Raw genomic sequence first — 20995 nt, forward strand, 5'->3', positions numbered from 1 at the left:
TTCGGAATTGTTGCCTCGCGCCGTCAAGTGGCGCGAGGCAAGCATGACGGAAGGTGCGGTTGATCGCAACCGACCAAGAGACAACCGATGAAAATCAATCTATTGGGTGGAAATGTTATGAGTGCGTATTAACGCCAAGGCGTTCGGCATGCCAACGCAAATGATCGTCCATGAAGGTCGAGATGAAGAAATAGGAGTGATCGTATCCTTCATGCATGCGCAGGGTCAGGGCGATATCCGTTCCTTTGCAGGCTTCCTCGAAAAGCCAAGGGCGCAGACCCTCGTCGAGAAATCCGTCAGCGGTCCCCTGATCGATCAGAAATTCGGGAAAGCGTGCGCCGTCTTCGATAAGAGCGGTCGAATCATACGCCCGCCATTTGCTTTCATCGGCACCCAGATATTTCTCCAGCGCAGGTTTTGACCATCCGGCGGTGGAGGGTTGCACGATCGGCGCAAAGGCCGAGCATGACTTGAAGCGTTCCGGATTCTTGAGCGCAATCGTCATTGCGCCATGCCCGCCCATCGAATGACCGAAGATCGACTGCCGCGACATATCTGCCGGAAAGTTTTCGCTGATCAGCTTCGGCAGTTCATCGGTGATGTAGGAGTACATTCGGTAGTGGTTGGAATAGGGTGCTTCTGTCGCGTCGAGATAAAAACCCGCGCCCTTGCCGAATTGCCAATTGTCCGGCTCATCTGCGACATCGTCTCCGCGCGGGCTCGTGTCCGGACATACCACGATCACGCCAAGGTCGGCCGCCATCTTCCGATATTCGCCCTTGTCCATCACGTTGGCATGCGTGCAGGTCAGGCCGGACAGATACCAAAGCACCGGGCAGGGGCCGTCCTTCGCCTGTGGCGGAACGAAGACCGCGAATGTCATCTCGCAGGCGCAGCTTTCGGACATATGCGAATAGACGCCTTGGACGCCGCCATGAGATTTCGCGGTCGAGATGGTTTTCATGCTTTTCCTCATTTGCCGATGCTGACGGCCGAATTGACGACGGCAGCCAGAATAACCGTATTGAAAAAGAAGGACACGACGCCGTGGATGACGACGAGGCGTCGCATTGCCGGCGTCGTCACTTCCACGTCCGACGTTTGTGCCGTCATGCCGATCGTCAGTGAAAAGTAGATGAAATCGATACCGGACGGCTCGTTGCTCTGCGGGAAGTCGATTCCCTTCCTGCCGCTCCAGTAGACATGCGCGTAGTGTACGGCCGCCATGATATGGACGGTCAGCCAGCCGAGCGGGACGGCGGCGAGGGTGATGACGAGATTGGCCAGGCCCGGTGTCTCATCTGAATTGACCAGAACGAACAGTGCGGCCAGTGATGCGCCTGCCGCTGTCAGCGTGACGAGAAAGATCAGCGTCACTGGCAGATCGTCGTCCTTGGCGGCGTTCTTCAAATCGTGCGGCTCAAGGCGCGCCAATGCTCTCAGCGCGAAGACGAGGTAGCTCATGAAAAACAGGTTCGCCGACAAGACCGGGGCGGATGGAAGACGCAACACCGTGCCGACGCCTAGTCCAGCCACGGCGACCAATGCCGCGACATAGAAGGGAAAATGGCGCCGGTGCCGTCTCATGCCACTGCGTTTAACGCACGGCGCACGGTCTGATCGAGTGACGACAGAAACGCAGAACGATCGCGCGGCGAAAACGGTGCGTTGTAGCCCTTGATATCGCCCGATTCGCGCAAGGTCTGTTTCAGGTCGCGGATCGCAACAGCCATGCCGATCGTTTCCGGCGTGAAGGCCCTTCCGTTCATGCCGAGGACATGACAGCCCTTTTCAACGCAGCGCGCGGCAAGCGGAACATCGGCAGTAATGACGATATCGTTTGCCGCCGCATTCTCGACGATCCAGTCGTCGGCAGCATCGAATTTTCCGGAAACGACGATATTGCGGATCATCGGATCGCGCGAGGGGCGCAACCCGCCATTTGCAACGAATGTGATCACGAGATCGTGGCGCTCGGCGACCTTGATCGCCTCATCCTTCACCGGACAGGCATCTGCATCGACGAAGATCGAAGGACTGCTCACGGCAGGCTGCACCTGACAAGTGGAATGCCGTCATTGTCGCCTTGCGAAATGCGCAGCACGTTCGGCTCGCTCGTGTCGAAACTGATCTGGCGCTCCTCTTCCATGCCTTCCGCGATGCAGGATGCGGCGACCGTCGTCTCTCCGTTAACAGTTTCGGCGGGATCGATGTTGCAGACGCTTTCATAGCGGCGCATCGTCGTTGGCGTGATGACGGCGAACATTTCGAGCGGCTCACGGTCGATGCGCGCACAGCTTTCCGCACTTGCCGCCCATGCGCCGACATAGTCGGCCCCGACATGAGCCATCGAGGCACGCGCGGCCGCTCGGGTGTCGGCCTGAAGCTCGTCTTCGGAGCCAAGCAAAGCCTGCGGGTCGCCGATGGGCTCGTCCGGAACCGGACCGTCCGTCTCCGAAGCGATGCGCCGCTCCAGCGCGGCGGCGGCGTCAGTCAAATCCTGACGCGCCTGCTGGGCGATCTCCTCGATGGACTGGCCGATCTGGCCTGCGATGTCGCGCGCCCGGTCGAGCGCGGGTCCGGCATCTTCTATCGCGCGGCCTGCACGCTCACGCGCTTCGCCTGCAAGACGCCCGGCTTCTTCCGCTGTCTGACCGGCAGCGTCGCGGAGACGCGTGAGCGCATCTCCGGCTGCATCCCCTGCGTCGTCCAACGCCTGACCGGCATCGTCCTGTTGCTGGGCCGGCGGCGGCGTCGCTTCGGTTGATTGCTCCTCGCCGCAAGCCGACAATGCAAAAAGCGAAGTGCCAAGCGCAAGCGCGAGGAAGGTTCTGGAAAGGTTCATCGAAGCGGTCCTGTCGTAGCTACGTCCCTATGCTGCGCCTGAACATTGCTCAGGCGCTCAGAGGAACGCGCGACACGGGGAATCGTGCCGGACTGCAGCGCTTTTTTCACCGAACGCTAATAGACGACGACCGAGCGGATCGACTCGCCGGCATGCATCAAGTCGAAGCCCTTGTTGATCTCGTCGAGAGATAAGGTGTGGGTGATCATCGGATCGATCTCGATCTTGCCATCCATATACCAGTCAACGATCTTCGGAACGTCCGTGCGACCGCGTGCGCCGCCGAAAGCCGTGCCCTTCCAGGTGCGGCCGGTAACGAGCTGGAACGGGCGCGTCGCGATTTCCTGACCTGCGCCCGCAACGCCGATGACGATCGATTCACCCCAGCCGCGATGTGCGCATTCAAGGGCTTGCCGCATGACCTTCACGTTTCCGGTACAGTCGAACGTATAGTCCGCACCGCCGATCTGGTCGGCTCCGCGCTTGGTCAGGTTGACGATGTGCTGAACGACGTCACCGTCGATTTCAGTCGGGTTGACGAAATGGGTCATGCCGAAGCGTTCGCCCCATTCCTTCTTGTCGTTGTTGATGTCGACGCCGATGATCATGTCGGCTCCGGCAAGACGCAGGCCCTGAATGACGTTGAGGCCGATGCCGCCGAGACCGAACACGGCAGCCGTCGCGCCGATCTCCACCTTTGCCGTGTTGATCACAGCGCCGATGCCCGTCGTCACGCCGCAGCCGATATAGCAGATCTTGTCGAAGGGGGCGTCGGGGTTGACCTTGGCGAGCGCGATCTCCGGCAGGACCGTGTGATTGGCGAAGGTCGAGCAGCCCATGTAGTGGAAAATCTTGTCCTTGCCGATCGAGAAGCGCGACGTGCCGTCCGGCATCAGCCCCTGACCCTGCGTCGAGCGGATCGCCGTACACAGGTTGGTCTTGCGCGACAGGCAGGACGGGCAGGTGCGGCATTCGGGCGTATAGAGCGGGATGACGTGGTCGCCTTTCTTCAAAGACGTGACGCCTGGTCCTACATCGACCACGACGCCCGCTCCCTCATGGCCGAGGATCGCCGGGAAGATGCCTTCCGGGTCTGCACCGGACAGCGTGAACTCGTCCGTATGGCAAATGCCGGTCGCCTTGATCTCGACCAGCACCTCGCCCTCGCGCGGGCCTTCGAGATCGACTTCCATGATTTCCAACGGCTTTCCTGCGGCAATTGCGACGGCGGCGCGTGTCTTCATGGGATCAAAATCTCCTCGATGGCTGTTTGGTGCAGATGTCACAGCTTTCGAGCGCACTGACAAGCCCGCTGAATGGGAGTTCATCATGCCGATGCCGCTGGAATACGCTCGCGCCAGTGCGGATTTCGATCGTTTTATGGAGGAACTGCGAGTTTCGTTCGGTCATGACACCCGGCATCAAACCTATCAGACGGTCGAGTCGGTCTTGCGCGTCTTCCGGCTGAGATTGTCTCTATCCGAAGCCATAGCGTTCGCCGATGCGCTACCGTCGGTACTCCGATCGATCTTCGTCAAGGATTGGGACACCAGCGTCGCCCGAAAACCATTCAGCGACTTCGAGGCGTTGAACCGCGAGGTACGCGAATTTCGAAGAAATCATGACTTTTCGCCGCCTGACGCTATTCGCCTCGTCGCAAAGGCGCTGCATGCGCATGTCGATCCGGTCGCATTCGAAAGTGTTCTGGCCTGTCTCCCGGGTGAGGCGCGCGAGTTCTGGAAAGTGTGACATCGGACTCGACACGAAAGATTCCAGGGCGGACAATCGGCGCATCAGCAAGCGGATTCCTTTTGCTTCGAATTTTCCAACTCAGAACGGTTCATGTCGGCGACTTTCATCCATCTTCGTGTTCACTCCGCTTATTCGCTTCTGGAAGGGGCGCTGCCGGTCGGCAAGATCATCGGCCATGCGGTCAAGGATCGCGCGCCCGCCATCGGCATCGCGGACACGAACAATCTTTTCGGAGCGCTCGAATTCGCGCAAAAGGCCGTCAAGGACGGCGTCCAGCCGATCATCGGCTGCCAGATCGACGTGAACTTCGCCGATCTGGCTGAAAGCGGGCGCGGTAACGACAGGCGCTCCGACAAGGGGTTGACGCCGCTCGTGCTGATCGCGGCGAACGAGACGGGATATGCCAATCTGGTCGACCTCGTCAGCAAGTCGTATCTCGACGTGCCGGCGGGCGAACCCGTGCAGGTCATGGCCGAATGGCTCGCGCCGCGCGCGGAAGGCATCATCTGCCTGACGGGCGGCGAGCGCGGGCCGATCGGTGCGGCGCTGAAAGCGGACCAGCCTGCCTTGGCGGCGCAGCGGCTGATGAAGCTCAAGGGCTGGTTTGGCAACCGGCTCTATGTCGAACTGCAGCGGCCGACCGGCTATGACCGCGTCATCGAGGCTTCCAGCATCGATCTTGCCTACGCGAACGATCTTCCGCTTGTCGCCACCAACGAAGCGTTCTTTCCGATATCGGACGACTACGACGCCCATGACGCGCTGATGGCCATCGCGGCAGGTTCCGTCGTGGCGGTGGACGACCGGCGACGGCTGACCGCCGACCATTTCCTACGCTCGCAGACGGAAATGGCGGCCCTCTTTCAGGACTTGCCGGAAGCGCTCGAATCGACCGTCGAGATCGCGAAGCGTTGCTCCTATTATACGCAGACGCGTGCGCCGATCCTGCCGCGCTTCACTGGCGGCGATACGGAAGACGCGGAAGCGGCATTGCAGGCGGAAGCCGACGAGCTTTCGCGCCAGGCACGCGAGGGGCTGGATGCACGCCTTGCCGCACATGGGCCGACGACCGGCTACACGGTCGAGCAATATCGCGAGCGGCTGGAATTCGAGCTTGGCATCATCACCCGGATGAAATTTCCCGGCTACTTCCTGATCGTCGCGGACTTCATCAAATGGGGCAAGGCGCAGGGGATTCCGGTCGGGCCGGGGCGTGGTTCGGGCGCGGGCTCGCTTGTCGCCTATGCGCTGACGATTACCGATGTCGATCCGCTTCGGTTTTCGCTGCTTTTCGAGCGGTTTCTCAATCCCGAGCGCGTCTCGATGCCGGATTTCGACATCGATTTTTGCCAGGATCGGCGCGAAGAGGTGATCCGCTACGTTCAGCGCAAATATGGGCGTGAGCAGGTCGGGCAGATCATCACCTTCGGAACGCTGCAGGCGAGGGCCGTGCTGCGCGACGTCGGGCGCGTGCTACAGATGCCTTACGGACAGGTTGATCGTCTGACCAAGATGGTGCCTGCCAACCCCGCCAATCCAGTCAAGCTGAAGGACGCGGTGGAAGCTGAGCCGCGCTTTGCCGAGGAGGTGGAAAAGGAGCCGGTCGTCCAGAACCTGCTCGACATCGCGATGAAGCTCGAAGGACTTTACCGCCACGCTTCAACGCATGCCGCCGGTATCGTCATCGGCGACCGACCGCTTTGGCAACTCGTGCCGATGTATCGCGATCCGCGCTCGGACATGCCCGTCACCCAGTTCAACATGAAATGGGTCGAACAGGCCGGGCTGGTGAAGTTCGACTTCCTCGGCCTGAAGACGCTGACGGTGCTGCAAACCGCCGTTGACCTGATCAAACGACGCGGCGTCGATATCGACCTTTCGAATATTCCGCTCGATGACGCCGAGACCTACGCGATGTTGTCGCGCGGCGAAACGGTCGGCGTGTTCCAAGTGGAATCGGCGGGCATGCGCAAGGCGCTGGTCGGCATGAAGCCCGACTGCATCGAGGATATCATCGCGCTGGTGGCTCTCTACCGTCCCGGCCCGATGGAGAACATCCCGACCTACAACGCGCGCAAGCACGGTGACGAGGAGATCGATTCGATCCATCCCAAGATCGATCATCTGGTAAAGGAAACGCAGGGCGTTATCGTCTATCAGGAACAGGTGATGCAGATCGCGCAGGAGCTTGCCGGCTATTCGCTCGGCGAAGCCGATCTGTTGCGCCGCGCCATGGGCAAGAAAATCCGCGCGGAGATGGACAAGCAGCGGGTTCGCTTCGTCGACGGCGCGGTCGAGCGCGGCGTGACCAAGCCGCAGGCGAACTTCATCTTCGATCTTCTGGCGAAGTTCGCCGATTACGGCTTCAACAAGTCGCATGCGGCCGCATATGCGATCGTCTCCTACCAGACGGCGTATCTCAAGGCGCACTACCCCACCGAATTTCTCGCCGCGTCGATGACGTATGACATGAATAACACCGAGAAACTGTCCGATTTCAGACAGGATGCGATGCGGCTCGATATTGACGTTGTGCCGCCCTCGGTGATGACGAGCCATCGCCCCTTCGAAGTCGGCGACAGCAAGATTTTCTACGCGCTGGCGGCGATCAAGGGTGTCGGTGAAGGCGCGGTCGATCACATCGTCGAGGTACGAAAGGAGCGCCCGTTCCAAAGCCTTGAGGATTTCTGTTCGCGGGTCGATCCGAAGATTGTCGGCAAGCGGGTGTTCGAAAGCCTGATCGCGGCCGGCGCGTTCGATTGTTTCGGGCATGATCGCGCGGCGCTTGCGAGCGGCCTCGACCGGATGATGGGGCTTGCCGCGCGCGTCAGTGAAAATACGGCGAGCGGCCAGGCTGATATTTTCGGCGCGGCGATGGGCGCCGAACCGGAAAAACTGCATCTGCCGCTGGCCGAGCCATGGCTTCCAGCCGAACGGCTGCATCGCGAGTTCAATGCCGTGGGTTTCTATCTGTCTGCGCATCCGCTCGACGAATACAAGGCGACGCTCGAAAAGCTGCGCGTTCAAAACTGGACGGAGTTTCAGGCGGCCGTGAAGCGGGGCGCATCCGCCGGGCGTCTTGCCGGAACGATCACGTCCAAACAGGAGCGGCGCACCAAGACCGGCAACAAGATGGCAATCGTCCAGCTATCGGACGCAACTGGCCAGTATGAAGCGGTGCTGTTTTCCGAAATGCTCGCGGCCTATCGCGATCTTTTGGAGCCGGGCAAATCCGTCGTCGTGACTGTCGCGGCCGAAAACCGGCCCGAGGGCGTCAATCTGCGTGTCCAGACCATGATGTCGCTGGAGGACGAAGCGTCACGCATCCAAAAAGCGCTGCGTATCTTTCTGCGCGATCCCTCGCCGCTGGGAACACTGACCGGCCAGCTTTCCCAACGCGGTGAGGGGCATGTGAGCTTCGTCGTCATTCGCGACGACGGGCAGGGCGAGATTGAGGTCGAGCTTCCAAATCGCTACCGTCTGTCGCCGCAGATCGCATCCGCGATGAAGGCGGTGCCGGGCGTCGTTGACGTGGAACTGGTCTGACGAAGAGAAAATTTCCGGCTCCATGACCCGAAATGCCGTCCGAAGCGTTGATGGTTTTTGGATCGGGAGAAGATCGTCATGCGCAGGATTTTGCACGCTGCCGCTCTTGGCATGGTTCTGAGTGTTCCGGCTCCGGCAATGGCGTCGGACGCGGACTTTCTGACCTCCCTTGCGGGCGAATGGTCCGGCGGCGGCGAGATCAGGCGTAATCCCGACGAAAATCCGATCAATGTGAACTGTAACCTGTCATCGTCTGCCGACACACGATCGGTAATGATGGAAGGTGCCTGCACTGCCGCAATCATCGTGTCCCGGCGCATCGGTGCCAGCTTGATCGTCGATAACGGCTCGTACTCGGGGAGTTATGTCGGTTCGACCCATGGCGAGGCCGATCTTTCCGGGTCGCGCTCGGGTGATACCGTGAATCTTTCGGTTTTATGGCCGGAAGTTGGGCGCGAGGCGACAATGACTGTGTCGGCGAGTGGCAACACCTTACAGATCGTCACCATAGAGGAACGCCCCGACACCGGCGAGCAGGTCGTTACGGCGCAACTTTCGTTTCAGCGTCAATAATCATTGCGGCCGGGGAGGCCTGCCGTTGCGCGGCCGCCCGAATGTGTAGCCCGTCTCGACGATGGTGTTGCCGAATTTTTCGCGCAGGCGATCAATCGCGCCTTCCGCCTTTGCTGATTTTGCGCCACGCACATCCACGAGATCGGGTGGATCGGCCCGAGCCGCGTCGGCAAGATCGCTGACGCCGATGCCGAGCAGGCGAAAACGGGTGCCGTCCATTTCGTGTTTCAGCATGTCGAGGCCGGTTCGAAACATCCGTTCGGCAAGCTGGGTCGGATCGGAGAGGGCACGATTGCGGGTCCGTGTCTTGAAATCGCTCGTCTTCAGCTTGAGCACGACCGTTCGCCCCGCCACTCCATGCTTCTTCAGTCTGCGCGAGACCTTTTCACTCAGTGCTCGCAGGACGGGCACCAAATCGTCCGGCCGCGATAGATCGACATCAAACGTCGTTTCGGCCGAAACGCTTTTTGCTTCGCGATCGGCGGATACGCGCCGCACATCCTCGCCGCGCGAGAGGCGATAGAGACGCTCGCCCATCGTGCCGTAGCGGCGCAGAAGATCGCCCTGCTCCATGCGCTGCAACTGTCCGATCGTGCGAATGCCGTCACGCTCCAATGTCGTCGTGAATGCCTTTCCGACGCCCCAGATCAGCGTCACAGGCTGCCCCGCAAGGAACTCTAGTGCCTCGGCTTCTCCGATCACCGCGAAGCCGCGCGGCTTGCGCAGATCGGACGCCACCTTGGCGAGAAACTTGCAATAGGAAAGCCCGACGGAGACCGAAATCCCGATCTCCTTTTCGACCTGTTGTGCAAAACGACCAAGAACAACAGCGGGCGGCAGACCATGCAGGGATTCGGTGCCGGACAGATCGAGAAACGCTTCGTCGATCGACAGAGGTTCGACGAGGGGCGTGAGTGCTTCCATCATCTGGCGAATTTCGCGACCGACGCGAACATATTTTTCCATGTCGGGCTTGATGACGACCGCTTCGGGGCACGCATCGAGCGCCTTGAACATCGGCATGGCCGAACGCACGCCCTTGATCCGCGCGATGTAGCAGGCCGTGGACACGACACCGCGCGTGCCGCCGCCGATGATCACCGGCTTATCGCGCAGGGCCGGGTTGTCGCGCTTTTCGACGGCCGCGTAGAACGCGTCGCAATCGATATGAGCCAGATGCAGATCGTACAGTTCGTCGTGGCGAATAAGTCGCGGGCTGCCGCATGCATGGCAGCGCACAGCGCGGTCGCGCTGGAACGTCAGGCAATCGCGGCAAAAGCCGCTTGTCGGGGCATTGAGTAAAGGGCGCATATTCTGGAACGGAACCGGAACGCGATCTTATTCGTCCTGCATGAGCAGGGCAAGTGTCGTCAGATGCCCAGCGCGTGCTCGATCTTCGGCAGCGCGTCCTTCCAGTCGTCGACGACGATTGCGAAATCAGGAGGCGGCGGGATCAGCTCGCGGAGCGAATTGTCGGCCATCAGATGAAAGAGAGCTGCATCCGGCACATAGTCGTGCGCCGAGACGAGATTGCGCGGCTGGTCGTCGACGAAGGCAAGGGGGCGCTTTGTCGGTCCACGCAGACGCGCAACGGCTGGGCCTTTGGCCATCTCCGTCGTCAACAGCGGGTAGGAGAGGCCGAGCGCGTCGAGGTGTTTGCGGCGCGCTTCGCGAAACCGGTGTGGCATGGCTGTCAGCAGAACGATTTCGGCGCTTCTTGCGATCTTTTCCATGGCGTCCGCCGCGCCTTCGGTGATCGTTTGCCAGTCGGCCTGACCATGGAAGAATTCGTCGATGAGTTCGGTAACGTGTCCCGTGGCGGCCACTTCACCGTTCTCGACGTGAAAGATGTTGCCATGGAGGTGAAACGAATCGAGGCGCAGCCCGAAACCGCGCGATTCAAGGTAGCGCGGAAAAGGCTTGATGAAATCGAGGATGACATCGTCGACATCGAGGATCAGAAGCGGTCGGTCGTCGGCGGCCAGTTCCTCGATCTGGCGCAACGTTTCGGGATCGTCGCTCATATGTTGATCTCGTAGCGATCATCGCCGGCAGGCAAGGAACGCAGCGCACGGCCGACATCCTGGGGAGCGACACCGCTCGCTTCGCAGAACTGGATCAAGGTCGGTTCATGCGCCAGAACGAATTGCAGGACACCGGCGAGAAAGCCCGGCTCTCCGGCCGCACGCCTGATCTCGTGGGCGGCGATGCCGGTCAGATCGAGAAAACGCGGCAGCAATTGCGCGTCGGCGGCAATGAAACCGAGCGCCTGAATAGCAATGCCCTCCGCCGCCTCCGGCGTCAGCTTCTTGTCGTTACGGATCGAATCCGACATGGTCATCTTCATGCGGCTGGGTTAGCCCGTGACTTGCGCGCGATCAAGCATTGCGCAGCGATGTTGTTTTCAAGAGTTTGCGTTTCATCAATCAAATCGCGCTAAGGTTCGGCGGGGTCGAAGCCGTTCGGCGCCGAATACAGTCGAGGGCTTATGACCAAGAAAGTGATGATCGTCGAGGACAACGAGCTTAACATGAAGCTCTTTCGCGACCTCATCGAAGCGTCGGGCTATGAGACCGTGCGCACGCGCAACGGGCTGGAGGCTCTCGATCTTGCGCGCGAGCACAGGCCCGACCTCATCTTGATGGACATCCAGCTTCCGGAAGTTTCGGGACTGGAAGTCACCAAATGGCTGAAGGACGACGACGATCTGCGGTCGATTCCGGTCATTGCAGTAACGGCATTCGCGATGAAGGGCGACGAGGAACGAATTCGGCAGGGCGGGTGCGAGGCCTATATCTCAAAGCCGATTTCGGTGGCCAGGTTCATCGAGACGATCAAATCCTATCTGGGCGATGCATAGGGACATGGCGGAAACGTCGGGCAGGGGTTGAAATGACGGCGCGTATACTGGTTGTCGATGACGTTCCGGCGAATGTGAAGCTGCTCGAAGCGCGGCTTTTGGCCGAGTATTTCGAGGTGCTGACGGCAAGCAACGGCCGCGACGCGCTCGAAATCTGCGAGGGAGGGCGCGTGGACGTTGTCCTTCTCGACGTCATGATGCCCGATATGGACGGTTTCGAGGTTTGCCGCAGGCTGAAGACGGACAATACAACCGCCCATATTCCGGTCGTCATGGTGACGGCGCTCGATCAGGCGGTGGACCGCGTACGCGGTCTCGAAGTAGGTGCCGACGACTTCCTGACCAAACCGGTCAACGATCTGCAACTGATGACTCGCGTCAAGAGCCTCGTACGCCTGAAGACGCTGACCGACGAATTGCGCATGCGTGCGTCCACGACCCGAAATATCGGCATCGAGGAGCTTTTGAAAAAGCGCGATATTGCGGCAGATGCCCCGATCCGCGCGCTGCTGGTGGACGACCGGGCGTCCTCCATCGAGCAGATGGAAAAATATCTTCGCGGCATTTGCACGCTGGATGTCGTTGCCGATCCGCAAGCCGGTCTTCTCGAAGCCGGGGAACATAATTACGAATGCGTGCTGATCTCCACCGCTCTTGAGGGTCACGATCCGTTGCGGCTTTGCTCGCAATTGCGCACGCTGGACCGCACGCGCTTCCTGCCGATCATGCTGATTGCCGGGCCGGACGAGAACCAGCGCCTTGCGCGCGCGCTCGAACTCGGCATCAACGATTACGTGACCCGCCCTGTCGACCGTCAGGAACTCGTCGCGCGCCTGCGCACGCAGGTGAAGCGCAAGCGCTACAACGATCAGCTTCGCTCCAGCGTCACGCAGACCATCGAAATGGCTGTGACGGACGGCCTGACCGGGCTTCACAATCGGCGCTATCTCGACAGCCATCTTGCCAGCCTCGCCGGGAAGGCGCGAATGCGCCAGAAACCGCTTTCGCTCCTGATAACCGACATCGACCGGTTCAAATCGATCAACGACCTGCACGGACATGACGCGGGCGATGACATCCTGCGCGAGTTCGCCATGCGTCTGCGCCAAAGCGTGCGCGGTTTCGACCTCGCATGCCGCTATGGCGGCGAGGAATTCGTCATCGTCATGCCGGACACCGAGCCGATGCTTGCCGAAAAGGTCGCCGAGCGCATCCGGGCCGAGATCGAGCGCAATCCATTCCCGGTCGGTGACGGCGACAAACGGCTCGACATCACGATTTCGGTCGGTGTGGCCTTCCTGAAGGGCGAGCCTGACACAGTCGAAGCCATGATGAAACGTGCGGATATCGCGCTTTACGAGGCGAAGAATGCCGGCCGCAACCGCGTCGTCGCCAGCGCTGCCTGAACTGCCGTTTCAGGCTGCGGGGCCAAGCTCCCCGTTCGCCTTGGCGGTAGCAATCTGCCGGATGGCATCGGCCAGCACGGCCGGTTCCTGCGCGCCCATGATGGCGTAGCGGCTTTCGACCAGATAGCAGGGCACACCGCGCACGCCCATTTGCGCGGCCGTATCGATTTCTGCCTGGACGGCATCCGTATCCGCGTTCGACGCCAGCAGCGTTTCCACGACCGTGCCGTCCATGCCGCTTTCGCGCGCCGCCTCAACGAGCACGGCTGAATTGCCGATATCCTGCCCTTCCTCGAAATAGAGCGCGAACAGGCGGCGGACGAGCTTCGACTGTATGTCGGCTCCTTCTGTTCCCGCCCAGCGGATGACGCGGTGCGCGTCGAGCGTGTTGGGCGAGACGCGGATCGCATCGAAGTCGAACGCGATACCCGCATCCCTGCCTGCATCCGAAACCCTTGCGTGGATTTCAGCCAGCTTCTCTTCGCTGCCGAATTTGGCCAGCATATATTGCTTGCGATCGGCACCACCGGCCGGGATCGTGACGTCAAGCTGGTATGGGCGCCACCGAACCTCGACGGCGACGTCACTCGCATCAGCAATCGCGGCGTCGAGGCGCTTCAGGCCGATATAGCACCATGGGCAAACGACGTCCGAGACGACATCGATGGAAACGGGCAGGGGCGTGATCATGTCAGTTCTCCTGTTCCGGGTTGGCGCTTGCGCTCCACCATGTCGACAACTGGTATCCATAGAGCGACGTGTGATCGGGGTGCCGGAGACGATTCCAGTAGGCGACCCACTGTTCGGTATTATGCTGCATCGGCACCATATACGCCCCCGAAATCAGCACGCGGTCGAGTGCCCTGACGGCCGCAACGTAATCTTCGCGGCTGCGCGCGGCAAGCATAGCGTTGATCATGGCATCGATCGCCGGGTCGGCGGCACCGACCAGATTGAACGATCCTTCCACGTCCCGCGACGGGGACGCCCAGCGGTTGAGAAGTTCGATGCCCGGCGAAAGCGTTCCTGAAAAGCCAGTCGTGCCGATCAGCATGTCGAACTCGAACCGCTGCTTGCGCTGCTGAAGCTGCGCGTCGTCCAGCGTGCGGATCGACATGTCGATGCCGAGCCGCGCGAGCGTACGCTGGAAGATCGAGGCGAGCCGTTCTTCAGATCGGGACCCCGTCAAGATTTCGAATGTGAAGGGCTGCCCGTCAGGGCGCAACATGCGGCCGCCTTCGGCTCGATAGCCTGCTTCGGCCAACAGATCGTGCGCGGCGCGCAGAACATTGCGACGGTCAGTGGCGTTTTCGAGATGTGCGGGCTCGTATGTTCCGTCCATGACCTGTGGCGTCACGGCATCAGGAAACGGCGCGAGCAATTCCCTTTCGCGTGCCGATGCCGGAACACCAAGCGCCGAAAGGTCGGAGCCTTGCCAGTAGCTTTCCGTGCGGGTGTACCGTCCCGAATAGATGTTCCGGTTCACCCAGTCGAAATCGTAGAGCATGGCCAGAGCGCGACGAACGCGCACATCCGCGAAGATCTGACGGCGCGTGTTGAAGGCGAAGCCGGTCACGACGGGCGGAATGCCCACTTCGAATGTCTCGCCGACAACCCGGCCGTCGAGATAGGCGGGAAAGTCGAAATCGCGCTCGCGCTGCACAGGGTCGGCGTCGAGGTGAATGTCGCAGATTCCCTTTTTGAAGGCTTCGAACTGCGCGTTCTGGTTCTGGAAATACTCGATGGTGATCCGGTCGTAATTGTCGAAGCCGCGCTTGGCGGGGATATCCTTGCCCCAGTAGTTTTCGTTGCGTTCGAAGACGATGCGCTGGCCCGGCGCCACATCCGCGATCCTGTAAGGTCCGCTTCCCACGACCGGGCGCAGGGTCGTGCGATCGAAAGTTTCCATGTCGAATGCATGCTTCGGCACGATCGGCGTCATCGCGATAATCAGCGGAAATTCGCGGTCCGCTTCGTCGTTGAACGTGAAGCGAACGGTATGCGGGCCGGTCTTCTCCAGCTTTTCCACGCGACGCATGCGGTCGCGGAAGGGTGGGCGGCCTTTTTCGGTGAAGACCTCGTAGGTGAAGATGACGTCCTCGGGCGTAACCGGTTCTCCGTCCGACCATTTTGCGTCGGGGTTCAAATTGAACTCGATGAAGCTTCGCGCCTCGTCCATCTCGACGGATTCGGCCAAGAGTCCGTAGAGGCCGAATGCTTCGTCCATGTTCCGCGTCATCGGGGCTTCGAAAACGAGATTGCCGAAAATCGTGTCGATGACGCCACGCGCGGTGGTGCGCAGGCTTCTGACTATGAACGGATTGAGATTGTCGAACGTACCCACCACGCAATAGGTGACGTTGCCGCCCTTGGGGGCAATCGGATTCGCATAGGGAAGATGCGTATAGCCCGCGGGCAGGGCCGGGTCACCATGCATCGCCAGCGCATTGCGCGGTTCGGCGTTTGCGACTGAAGGCGCCAGAACGAGCGCTGCGGCTGCAATGCCCAAAAGTCCCCGCATGACCAAAACGCTCCGATGAGTATGATTCGCCAAAGGGTAGTCGATCCACAGATGGAGTTGAACCGCTCATCCAGGGGCGAAACCGCGATATGTGGGCGCAGTTTCAGGCGAAACGGCGAGCGCTCTGGATTTCACATGGGCAAACGTGTAGGAGCCGCACTTGCAGTCATGCTCTTGCCGTATTTGGCCAACACGACGCCAATAGACGGGGCTGTGGCCGGTTCCGGCACTCGAATCTTTATGCGAAAGGATCGCTTCGGATGACGACCCTTACCAACGCTACCACTTTGTCAGCGATTGCTGCCGGCCTGGTGGGATTGGCAATTTCAACTTCCTCTGCGAGCGCGCAGCAGCAGCCCCAACTGCCCGAGGGCTGGTTCAAGGCCTGCAGCCAGCAGGAGGAAACGACGATCTGCAACGTGCAGAACATCATGGTTTCGGAAACGGGACAGTTGCTGACCGGCGTCAGCCTGATCCAGATGGAAGGCGGGCAGGATCGTCGCGTGTTCCAGATCACGGTTCCCCCGGGCCGCCTCTTGCCTCCAGGTCTCGGTCTCCAGATCGACGGCGGAGAGACGCAGAAGCTCGACTACGTCATTTGCCTGCCCGACCGGTGTATCGCCGAAGGACAATTGACGGACCAGCTCGTGAACTCGTTCAAGCGCGGTTCGAATCTGCGCCTGACATCGGTCAATTTCCAGAACCAGCCGAATCCGATCCAGATGTCCCTGAGCGGCTTCACGCAGGCCTATGACGGCGCGCCTTTGCAGCAGTCTGACATCGAGAACCGCCAGCGTCAGCTGCAGGATTTCGTCAGCCGCAACACCGAGGAATTCAACCGTCGTCTGCGTGACGAGCAATCGCGCGCTGTGCAAAGCGGTGGAGCCGCCGCTCCAGCACCGGCACCGGCTGAATAACGATACCACGGCATATGCGAAAAGGCGGCCTAAGGCCGCCTTTTTCATGGGTGTTCAACGCTTCAATGGCTCGCGCGGGGCTTGGGCTCGTACTGTCCATCACGCATGGACCCGAAATAGCGGGCAAGTTGCGGATGGCGGACAGGTTCGCCGGTCTCGTCCGGCAAAAGGTTCTGCTCCGAAACATAGGCGATATATTCGGTCTCGTCGTTTTCGGCGAGAAGGTGATAGAAAGGCTGGTCCTTGCGGGGACGCATGTCGGCCGGGATCGACTGATACCATTCTTCCGTATTTGCAAATTCCGGATCGACATCGAAGATGACGCCCCGAAACGGGAAGATGCGATGGCGGACGACTTGTCCGATGGCGAATCTGGCTTGTCTTGCGTATGGCATGTAATTGACCTCAATGGTCTATTTGGCCCACCCGAACCGCGAATTCAATCCCGCATGCCTTGACGGTCGGCCTCCCGCTTCGTAAGCGCGACATGTATCCAGCCGCGCGGAACCATGTCTGATATCATTGCACTCGTGCTGCCGTTCTTCGGCATGATCTTTCTCGGCTCGCTGGTCGCGTTGCTGACGAAACAGCCGCTCGAAGCGCTCGGCTGGATGAATATCTTCATCCTCTACCTCGCTTTGCCAGCACTCTTCTTCCAGCTTTTGTCGCGGACACCGTTCGAGGAACTGACCAACTGGACCTTCATTCTGGGGTCGGTTGCCGCAACCTACATCGTCTTCGGCCTGATGTTTGCGATGTCGTGGCTGGGGGATCGCAGCATACCGGAGTCGACGGTCAAGGCGCTTGCCGCGTCATACGGCAACATCGGTTACATGGGACCCGGCATAGCGCTTCTCGCATTCGGCGAGCAGGCGGCGGTGCCTGTCGCGCTGATCTTTGCCTTCGAAAATGCGCTGCACTTCGCCGTTGCGCCGTTCATGATGGCCATTTCGGGTGAACGAAAGGAAACGTGGTCGAAGGTCGCGCGAGATGTCGGCGCCAAGATCGCGTTTCATCCGTTCATCATCGCAACCGTGGTCGGTGTGCTGGCCGCATGGCTGCAATGGCGTCCGCCCGTCGCGCTCGACACCACGCTCGAATATCTCGCGCGTGCAGCTGCGCCATGCGCGCTATTCGCCATGGGTGTGACGATAGCGTTACGACCGCTCAAGAGGATGCCGGTCGATATCCTGCCGATCGCATTGCTGAAACTCGTCGTCCATCCGCTGATCTGCTACGCGATCCTGACCGCAATCGGAGATTTTCCGCCGGTCTGGATCTATACGGCGATGCTTCTGGCGGCGTTGCCGACGGCAACCAACGTGTTCATCATCGCTCAGCAATATGGTGTGTGGGTGCAGCGGGCGTCAGCGAGCGTGCTCGTAACGACCGTCGTGTCGATCGCCACGGTCACGTTCTTCCTCTATGCGATCAAGTCCGGCCTTCTGCCTGCCGATCCCTGGTCCTGAGCGGTAGAAACGCGTTCAGGCCGCTGCCCGGCTTCATACCTTCGCGCATGAAGAAATTGCGCATGGGCGGCAGCGCGCGCAACGCCTCGAAGACCGCGCTTCTGGCGACCTGCGCGGGCAGCAGATCGGACAGGAGAGAACGGTTCAGCAGGTCGACTGCGCCCGAACGCAAGGCGATATCGGGACGCCGTTTCGACGCATACGCTTCCATCGCCTCTGCCGAACCGGGATCGGCACGGTAACGTTCGGCAACCGCGACCAGGGCTTCCACGTCGCGGATGCCGAGGTTCAGTCCCTGCGCGCCGATCGGCGGGAACACATGGGCTGCTTCGCCGACGAGCGCGATGCGGTTCGTTGCATAGTGCCGTGGCCGCGATGTCGTCAGCGGAAAGGTCTGCGGCTCCGTTTCGACCGTCACACGCCCGAGCATTGACCTCTTCTGCTGTTCGATCCGGTCGGCGAGTTCTGGCCGATCGAGCGCGAGGATGGCGGGCGCATCCTCTGTGCGAACCACCCAAACAAGGCTCGATCGGTTGCCGGCGAGCGGAACCTGCGTGAACGGCCCGGATGCCGTGTGAAATTCCGTGGATATGCCTTCATGCGGACGTGTATGGTAGAAGCTCAGAACGATGGCGGTCTGGCCCGTCGGCTTGGTGTCGACGTCTATGCCGGCCGCAAGGCGCGCCGACGATCCGCGCCCATCCGCCGCAATGACGAGGCCGGCAGAAAGTTCGGTTCCGCCCGACATCGTCGCGGTGACGTGCGTCTGTGCCGGATGCCAGCTTTCAACCATGCCCTCGATGCGACCTATACCGGAATGCGCGAGGACGGCTTTCTCAAGAGCCGCGTTGAGCTGCGCATTCGCTACATTTCGCCCGAATGCTGACAAGCCAAGCTCGGAAGCGTGAAACGTCACGGTCGGGCTGCGTATAAGCCGCTCGGTTGCATCGACGATCCGCATGGTGCGGAGCGGTGCGCCATGCTCTTCAAGAAAGGAATTGAGCGACAGGGATGCAAGATACTGGATTCCGGGATGCATGATCGCGGTTGTTCGCGCATCGGCCGTCGAGGTTTTAGGGCCGGCAATTGCGGCGCGAAATCCAGCTTGTGCGACCGCGAGGGCAGCTATCATTCCAACAGGGCCGGTGCCGGCGACAAGTATCTCGTATTCGTTTCGGTCCGTCATTCCCGTCCGCTTTCCTTTTGAAACCGATATATGTTCTTCGCCGCGGGATTGATCAACGGGGCGATTTGGCCCATTGCGATGGGGAACGTTCAACCGCGGCAGGAACGATCTTCCTTTCCGCCTCTGTATAAGCTGGACTGGCGTGGCCCGTGAGTAAGGATACCAATCGAAAGCCCTTGTCGCAGCGCATCCCCAAGCCGAAGAAAAAGGTGACCTGGCCTCAGGCGCGCGCCTTTTCGGTGCATCTGCTTACGGCGTCGGGTTCGTTTCTTGCTTTCCTGTCGCTCGTTTCGGCAGCTGAACGGCAATGGACGGCGATGTTCCTGTGGCTGGGACTGGCGCTTTTTGTCGATGGCATCGACGGGCCGATCGCGCGCAAGCTGGACGTCAAGGAAGTTCTGCCGACATGGTCGGGTGAACTTCTCGACAACATCATCGACTATGTCACCTATGTCCTGATTCCGGCCTTCGCGCTTTATCAAAGCGGCTTCATGGGCGAAGGGCTCTCGTTCATCTCGGCGGCGATCATCGTCGTTTCGAGCGCCATCTATTACGCCGACACGGGCATGAAGACGAAGGAGAACTTCTTCAAGGGGTTTCCTGTGGTCTGGAACATGGTGGTCTTCACGCTGTTCGTCATCGAACCGGGCGAGTGGGTGTCGTTCGCCGTCGTCGTGATCGCGGCAATCATGACCTTCCTGCCGCTCAATTTCCTCCATCCGGTGCGCGTGGCGCGTCTGCGCCCGCTGAATCTGAGCGTGTTCCTCGGCTGGTGCGCGCTTTCCTTCTATGCGCTCGTAATGGATATGGACCCGCCGGAATTCGTGCAGGTCTCGATCGCGATCCTGAGTATCTATCTTTTCTGCATCGGCATCGTGATGCAGATTTTTCCGAAACTTGGAATGAGAAAGGTCTGACCGATGGCAAAAGCGATCCGCATCAGCACGCATGGCGGCCCGGACGTATTGAAGCTTGAGGACGTGGATGTCGCCGCGCCCGGCACGGGTGAGGTCAAAGTCCGCCATACCGCGATTGGCGTGAACTTCATCGACGTCTATTTCCGCACGGGCCTCTATCCGGCACCGAACGGCTTGCCGCTGACGCCCGGCCATGAAGCCGCCGGTCTCGTCGAGGAAGTCGGACCGGGCGTCGAAAACGTCAAGGTTGGCGACCGCGTCGCTTATGCGTCCGCAATCGGCGCTTACACCACCGAGCGCACGATGCCGGCCGACCGGCTGGTCAGAATTCCCGATGGCGTTTCGGACGAAGAAGCCGCCGGCATGATGCTGAAAGGCATGACCGCAGAATATCTCCTGCGCCGGACTTTCAAGGTCGGGCCCGGCCACACCGTTCTTTATCATGCAGCGGCCGGCGGCGTCGGCCTGATATTCGGACAGTGGGCGAAACACCTCGGCGCAACCGTCATTGGCACGGCCGGCTCGGCGGACAAAGTGGCGCTTGCCAAGGCGCACGGCTTCGACCACGTGATCAATTATCGCGAGCAAAACTTCGTTGAGGAAGTGGCCAGGATCACCGACGGCAAGAAGTGCGACGTGGTGTATGATTCGGTCGGCAAGGACACGTATGAAGGGTCGCTCGATTGCCTCAAGACGCGCGGATTGTTCGTGTCGTTCGGTCAGTCCTCCGGCCCCATCCCGCCGATGAATGTGGGCCTGCTTTCGCAGAAGGGTTCGCTCTACATGACGCGCCCGACGCTTTTCAACTATGTTGCGACACGGCCCGAACTCGAGGAATCGGCGACCGCGTTGTTCGATGTGGTGAAAAACGACATCGTAAAGATCGAGATCAACCAACGTTATCCGCTTGCAGACGTCGCGAAGGCGCATGCGGATCTCGAAGGAAGAAAGACGACCGGCACGACGGTCCTCGTTCCGTAGCGGACGATCACCCGGCCCGGCT

At 60.4% G+C, this 20995-nt stretch carries 21 protein-coding genes; 9 read left to right on the forward strand and 12 right to left on the reverse strand.

What is annotated here, in order from left to right:
• Positions 1-115: 115 nt before the first annotated feature.
• From fghA to ACX82Z_RS06970, 5 genes are all read right to left on the reverse strand, one after another.
• Complete coding sequence (fghA, locus tag ACX82Z_RS06950; protein ID WP_459587514.1) at positions 116-964, reverse strand: S-formylglutathione hydrolase; 849 nt, start codon at positions 962-964, stop codon at positions 116-118.
• A gap of 8 nt (positions 965-972) precedes the next feature.
• Complete coding sequence (locus ACX82Z_RS06955) at positions 973-1587, reverse strand: DUF1345 domain-containing protein (RefSeq protein ID WP_459587516.1); 615 nt, start codon at positions 1585-1587, stop codon at positions 973-975.
• Positions 1584-2045, reverse strand: coding sequence for a YaiI/YqxD family protein (locus ACX82Z_RS06960; RefSeq protein WP_459587518.1), 462 nt, complete (start codon positions 2043-2045; stop codon positions 1584-1586). The genes ACX82Z_RS06955 and ACX82Z_RS06960 overlap by 4 nt, the downstream gene beginning before the upstream one ends.
• Positions 2042-2845, reverse strand: a complete 804-nt coding sequence (locus tag ACX82Z_RS06965; protein WP_459587520.1) for a hypothetical protein — start codon at positions 2843-2845, stop codon at positions 2042-2044. The genes ACX82Z_RS06960 and ACX82Z_RS06965 overlap by 4 nt, the downstream gene beginning before the upstream one ends.
• A 116-nt stretch (positions 2846-2961) precedes the next feature.
• Positions 2962-4089 (reverse strand): S-(hydroxymethyl)glutathione dehydrogenase/class III alcohol dehydrogenase, encoded by a 1128-nt coding sequence (locus tag ACX82Z_RS06970; RefSeq protein ID WP_459587521.1) that lies wholly within the window; start codon positions 4087-4089, stop codon positions 2962-2964.
• Positions 4090-4174: 85 nt separating this feature from the next.
• On the opposite strand from ACX82Z_RS06970, the gene ACX82Z_RS06975 reads away from it, so the two are divergent.
• The 3 genes from ACX82Z_RS06975 to ACX82Z_RS06985 all read left to right on the forward strand — a co-directional run bounded on the left by ACX82Z_RS06975 (position 4175) and on the right by ACX82Z_RS06985 (position 8716).
• Positions 4175-4594, forward strand: a complete 420-nt coding sequence (locus tag ACX82Z_RS06975; protein ID WP_459587522.1) for a DUF2267 domain-containing protein — start codon at positions 4175-4177, stop codon at positions 4592-4594.
• A 93-nt stretch (positions 4595-4687) separates the two neighbouring features.
• On the forward strand, positions 4688-8143 hold the full coding sequence (gene dnaE / locus ACX82Z_RS06980) for a DNA polymerase III subunit alpha (protein ID WP_459587524.1): 3456 nt from the start codon (positions 4688-4690) through the stop codon (positions 8141-8143).
• 78 nt (positions 8144-8221) lie between these two features.
• Complete coding sequence (locus ACX82Z_RS06985) at positions 8222-8716, forward strand: hypothetical protein (RefSeq protein WP_459587526.1); 495 nt, start codon at positions 8222-8224, stop codon at positions 8714-8716.
• Here ACX82Z_RS06985 and ACX82Z_RS06990 read toward each other — a convergent pair whose 3' ends face one another.
• Genes ACX82Z_RS06990 through ACX82Z_RS07000 form a run of 3 tightly spaced genes read right to left on the reverse strand, consistent with a single transcriptional unit; the run spans position 8717 to position 11051 of the window.
• Entirely contained in the window at positions 8717-10027 is a 1311-nt protein-coding gene (locus ACX82Z_RS06990; protein WP_459587528.1) for a DNA polymerase IV, read from the reverse strand. It abuts the gene before it with no gap.
• A 59-nt stretch (positions 10028-10086) separates the two neighbouring features.
• Positions 10087-10740 carry a hypothetical protein gene (locus ACX82Z_RS06995; RefSeq protein WP_459587530.1) on the reverse strand — a complete coding sequence of 218 codons (654 nt, stop codon included), beginning with the start codon at positions 10738-10740 and terminating at the stop codon, positions 10087-10089.
• On the reverse strand, positions 10737-11051 hold the full coding sequence (locus tag ACX82Z_RS07000) for a DUF3572 domain-containing protein (protein WP_459587532.1): 315 nt from the start codon (positions 11049-11051) through the stop codon (positions 10737-10739). The genes ACX82Z_RS06995 and ACX82Z_RS07000 overlap by 4 nt, the downstream gene beginning before the upstream one ends.
• A 153-nt stretch (positions 11052-11204) precedes the next feature.
• Between ACX82Z_RS07000 and ACX82Z_RS07005 the strand changes: the two genes are divergently transcribed.
• Positions 11205-11576 carry a response regulator gene (locus tag ACX82Z_RS07005; protein WP_024585493.1) on the forward strand — a complete coding sequence of 124 codons (372 nt, stop codon included), beginning with the start codon at positions 11205-11207 and terminating at the stop codon, positions 11574-11576.
• A 32-nt stretch (positions 11577-11608) separates the two neighbouring features.
• On the forward strand, positions 11609-12982 hold the full coding sequence (locus ACX82Z_RS07010; protein WP_459587534.1) for a PleD family two-component system response regulator: 1374 nt from the start codon (positions 11609-11611) through the stop codon (positions 12980-12982).
• A 9-nt stretch (positions 12983-12991) separates the two neighbouring features.
• On the opposite strand, the gene ACX82Z_RS07015 is transcribed toward ACX82Z_RS07010, so the two are convergent.
• Complete coding sequence (locus ACX82Z_RS07015; protein ID WP_459587536.1) at positions 12992-13672, reverse strand: DsbA family oxidoreductase; 681 nt, start codon at positions 13670-13672, stop codon at positions 12992-12994.
• Position 13673: 1 nt separating this feature from the next.
• Positions 13674-15503, reverse strand: a complete 1830-nt coding sequence (locus tag ACX82Z_RS07020; RefSeq protein WP_459587539.1) for an extracellular solute-binding protein — start codon at positions 15501-15503, stop codon at positions 13674-13676.
• Between the two features lie 260 nt (positions 15504-15763).
• On the opposite strand from ACX82Z_RS07020, the gene ACX82Z_RS07025 reads away from it, so the two are divergent.
• On the forward strand, positions 15764-16420 hold the full coding sequence (locus ACX82Z_RS07025; protein WP_459587541.1) for an invasion associated locus B family protein: 657 nt from the start codon (positions 15764-15766) through the stop codon (positions 16418-16420).
• 62 nt (positions 16421-16482) lie between these two features.
• On the opposite strand, the gene hspQ is transcribed toward ACX82Z_RS07025, so the two are convergent.
• On the reverse strand, positions 16483-16815 hold the full coding sequence (gene hspQ, locus ACX82Z_RS07030) for a heat shock protein HspQ (protein WP_459587543.1): 333 nt from the start codon (positions 16813-16815) through the stop codon (positions 16483-16485).
• Between the two features lie 114 nt (positions 16816-16929).
• On the opposite strand from hspQ, the gene ACX82Z_RS07035 reads away from it, so the two are divergent.
• Positions 16930-17889 (forward strand): AEC family transporter, encoded by a 960-nt coding sequence (locus ACX82Z_RS07035; RefSeq protein ID WP_459587545.1) that lies wholly within the window; start codon positions 16930-16932, stop codon positions 17887-17889.
• Here ACX82Z_RS07035 and ACX82Z_RS07040 read toward each other — a convergent pair.
• Positions 17852-19075 carry a UbiH/UbiF family hydroxylase gene (locus ACX82Z_RS07040; RefSeq protein WP_459587547.1) on the reverse strand — a complete coding sequence of 408 codons (1224 nt, stop codon included), beginning with the start codon at positions 19073-19075 and terminating at the stop codon, positions 17852-17854. The genes ACX82Z_RS07035 and ACX82Z_RS07040 overlap by 38 nt on opposite strands.
• Before the next feature lie 149 nt (positions 19076-19224).
• Here ACX82Z_RS07040 and pcsA point away from each other — a divergent pair, with 149 nt between their 5' ends.
• The gene (gene pcsA, locus ACX82Z_RS07045; protein WP_459587549.1) at positions 19225-19992 is read left to right on the forward strand and encodes a phosphatidylcholine synthase; all 768 of its coding nucleotides are present in this window, start codon (positions 19225-19227) and stop codon (positions 19990-19992) included.
• Between the two features lie 3 nt (positions 19993-19995).
• Positions 19996-20973 (forward strand): quinone oxidoreductase family protein, encoded by a 978-nt coding sequence (locus tag ACX82Z_RS07050; protein WP_459587551.1) that lies wholly within the window; start codon positions 19996-19998, stop codon positions 20971-20973.
• The last annotated feature ends 22 nt before the right edge of the window (positions 20974-20995 follow it).

It is taken from the genome of Aliihoeflea sp. PC F10.4, from assembly GCF_054612275.1.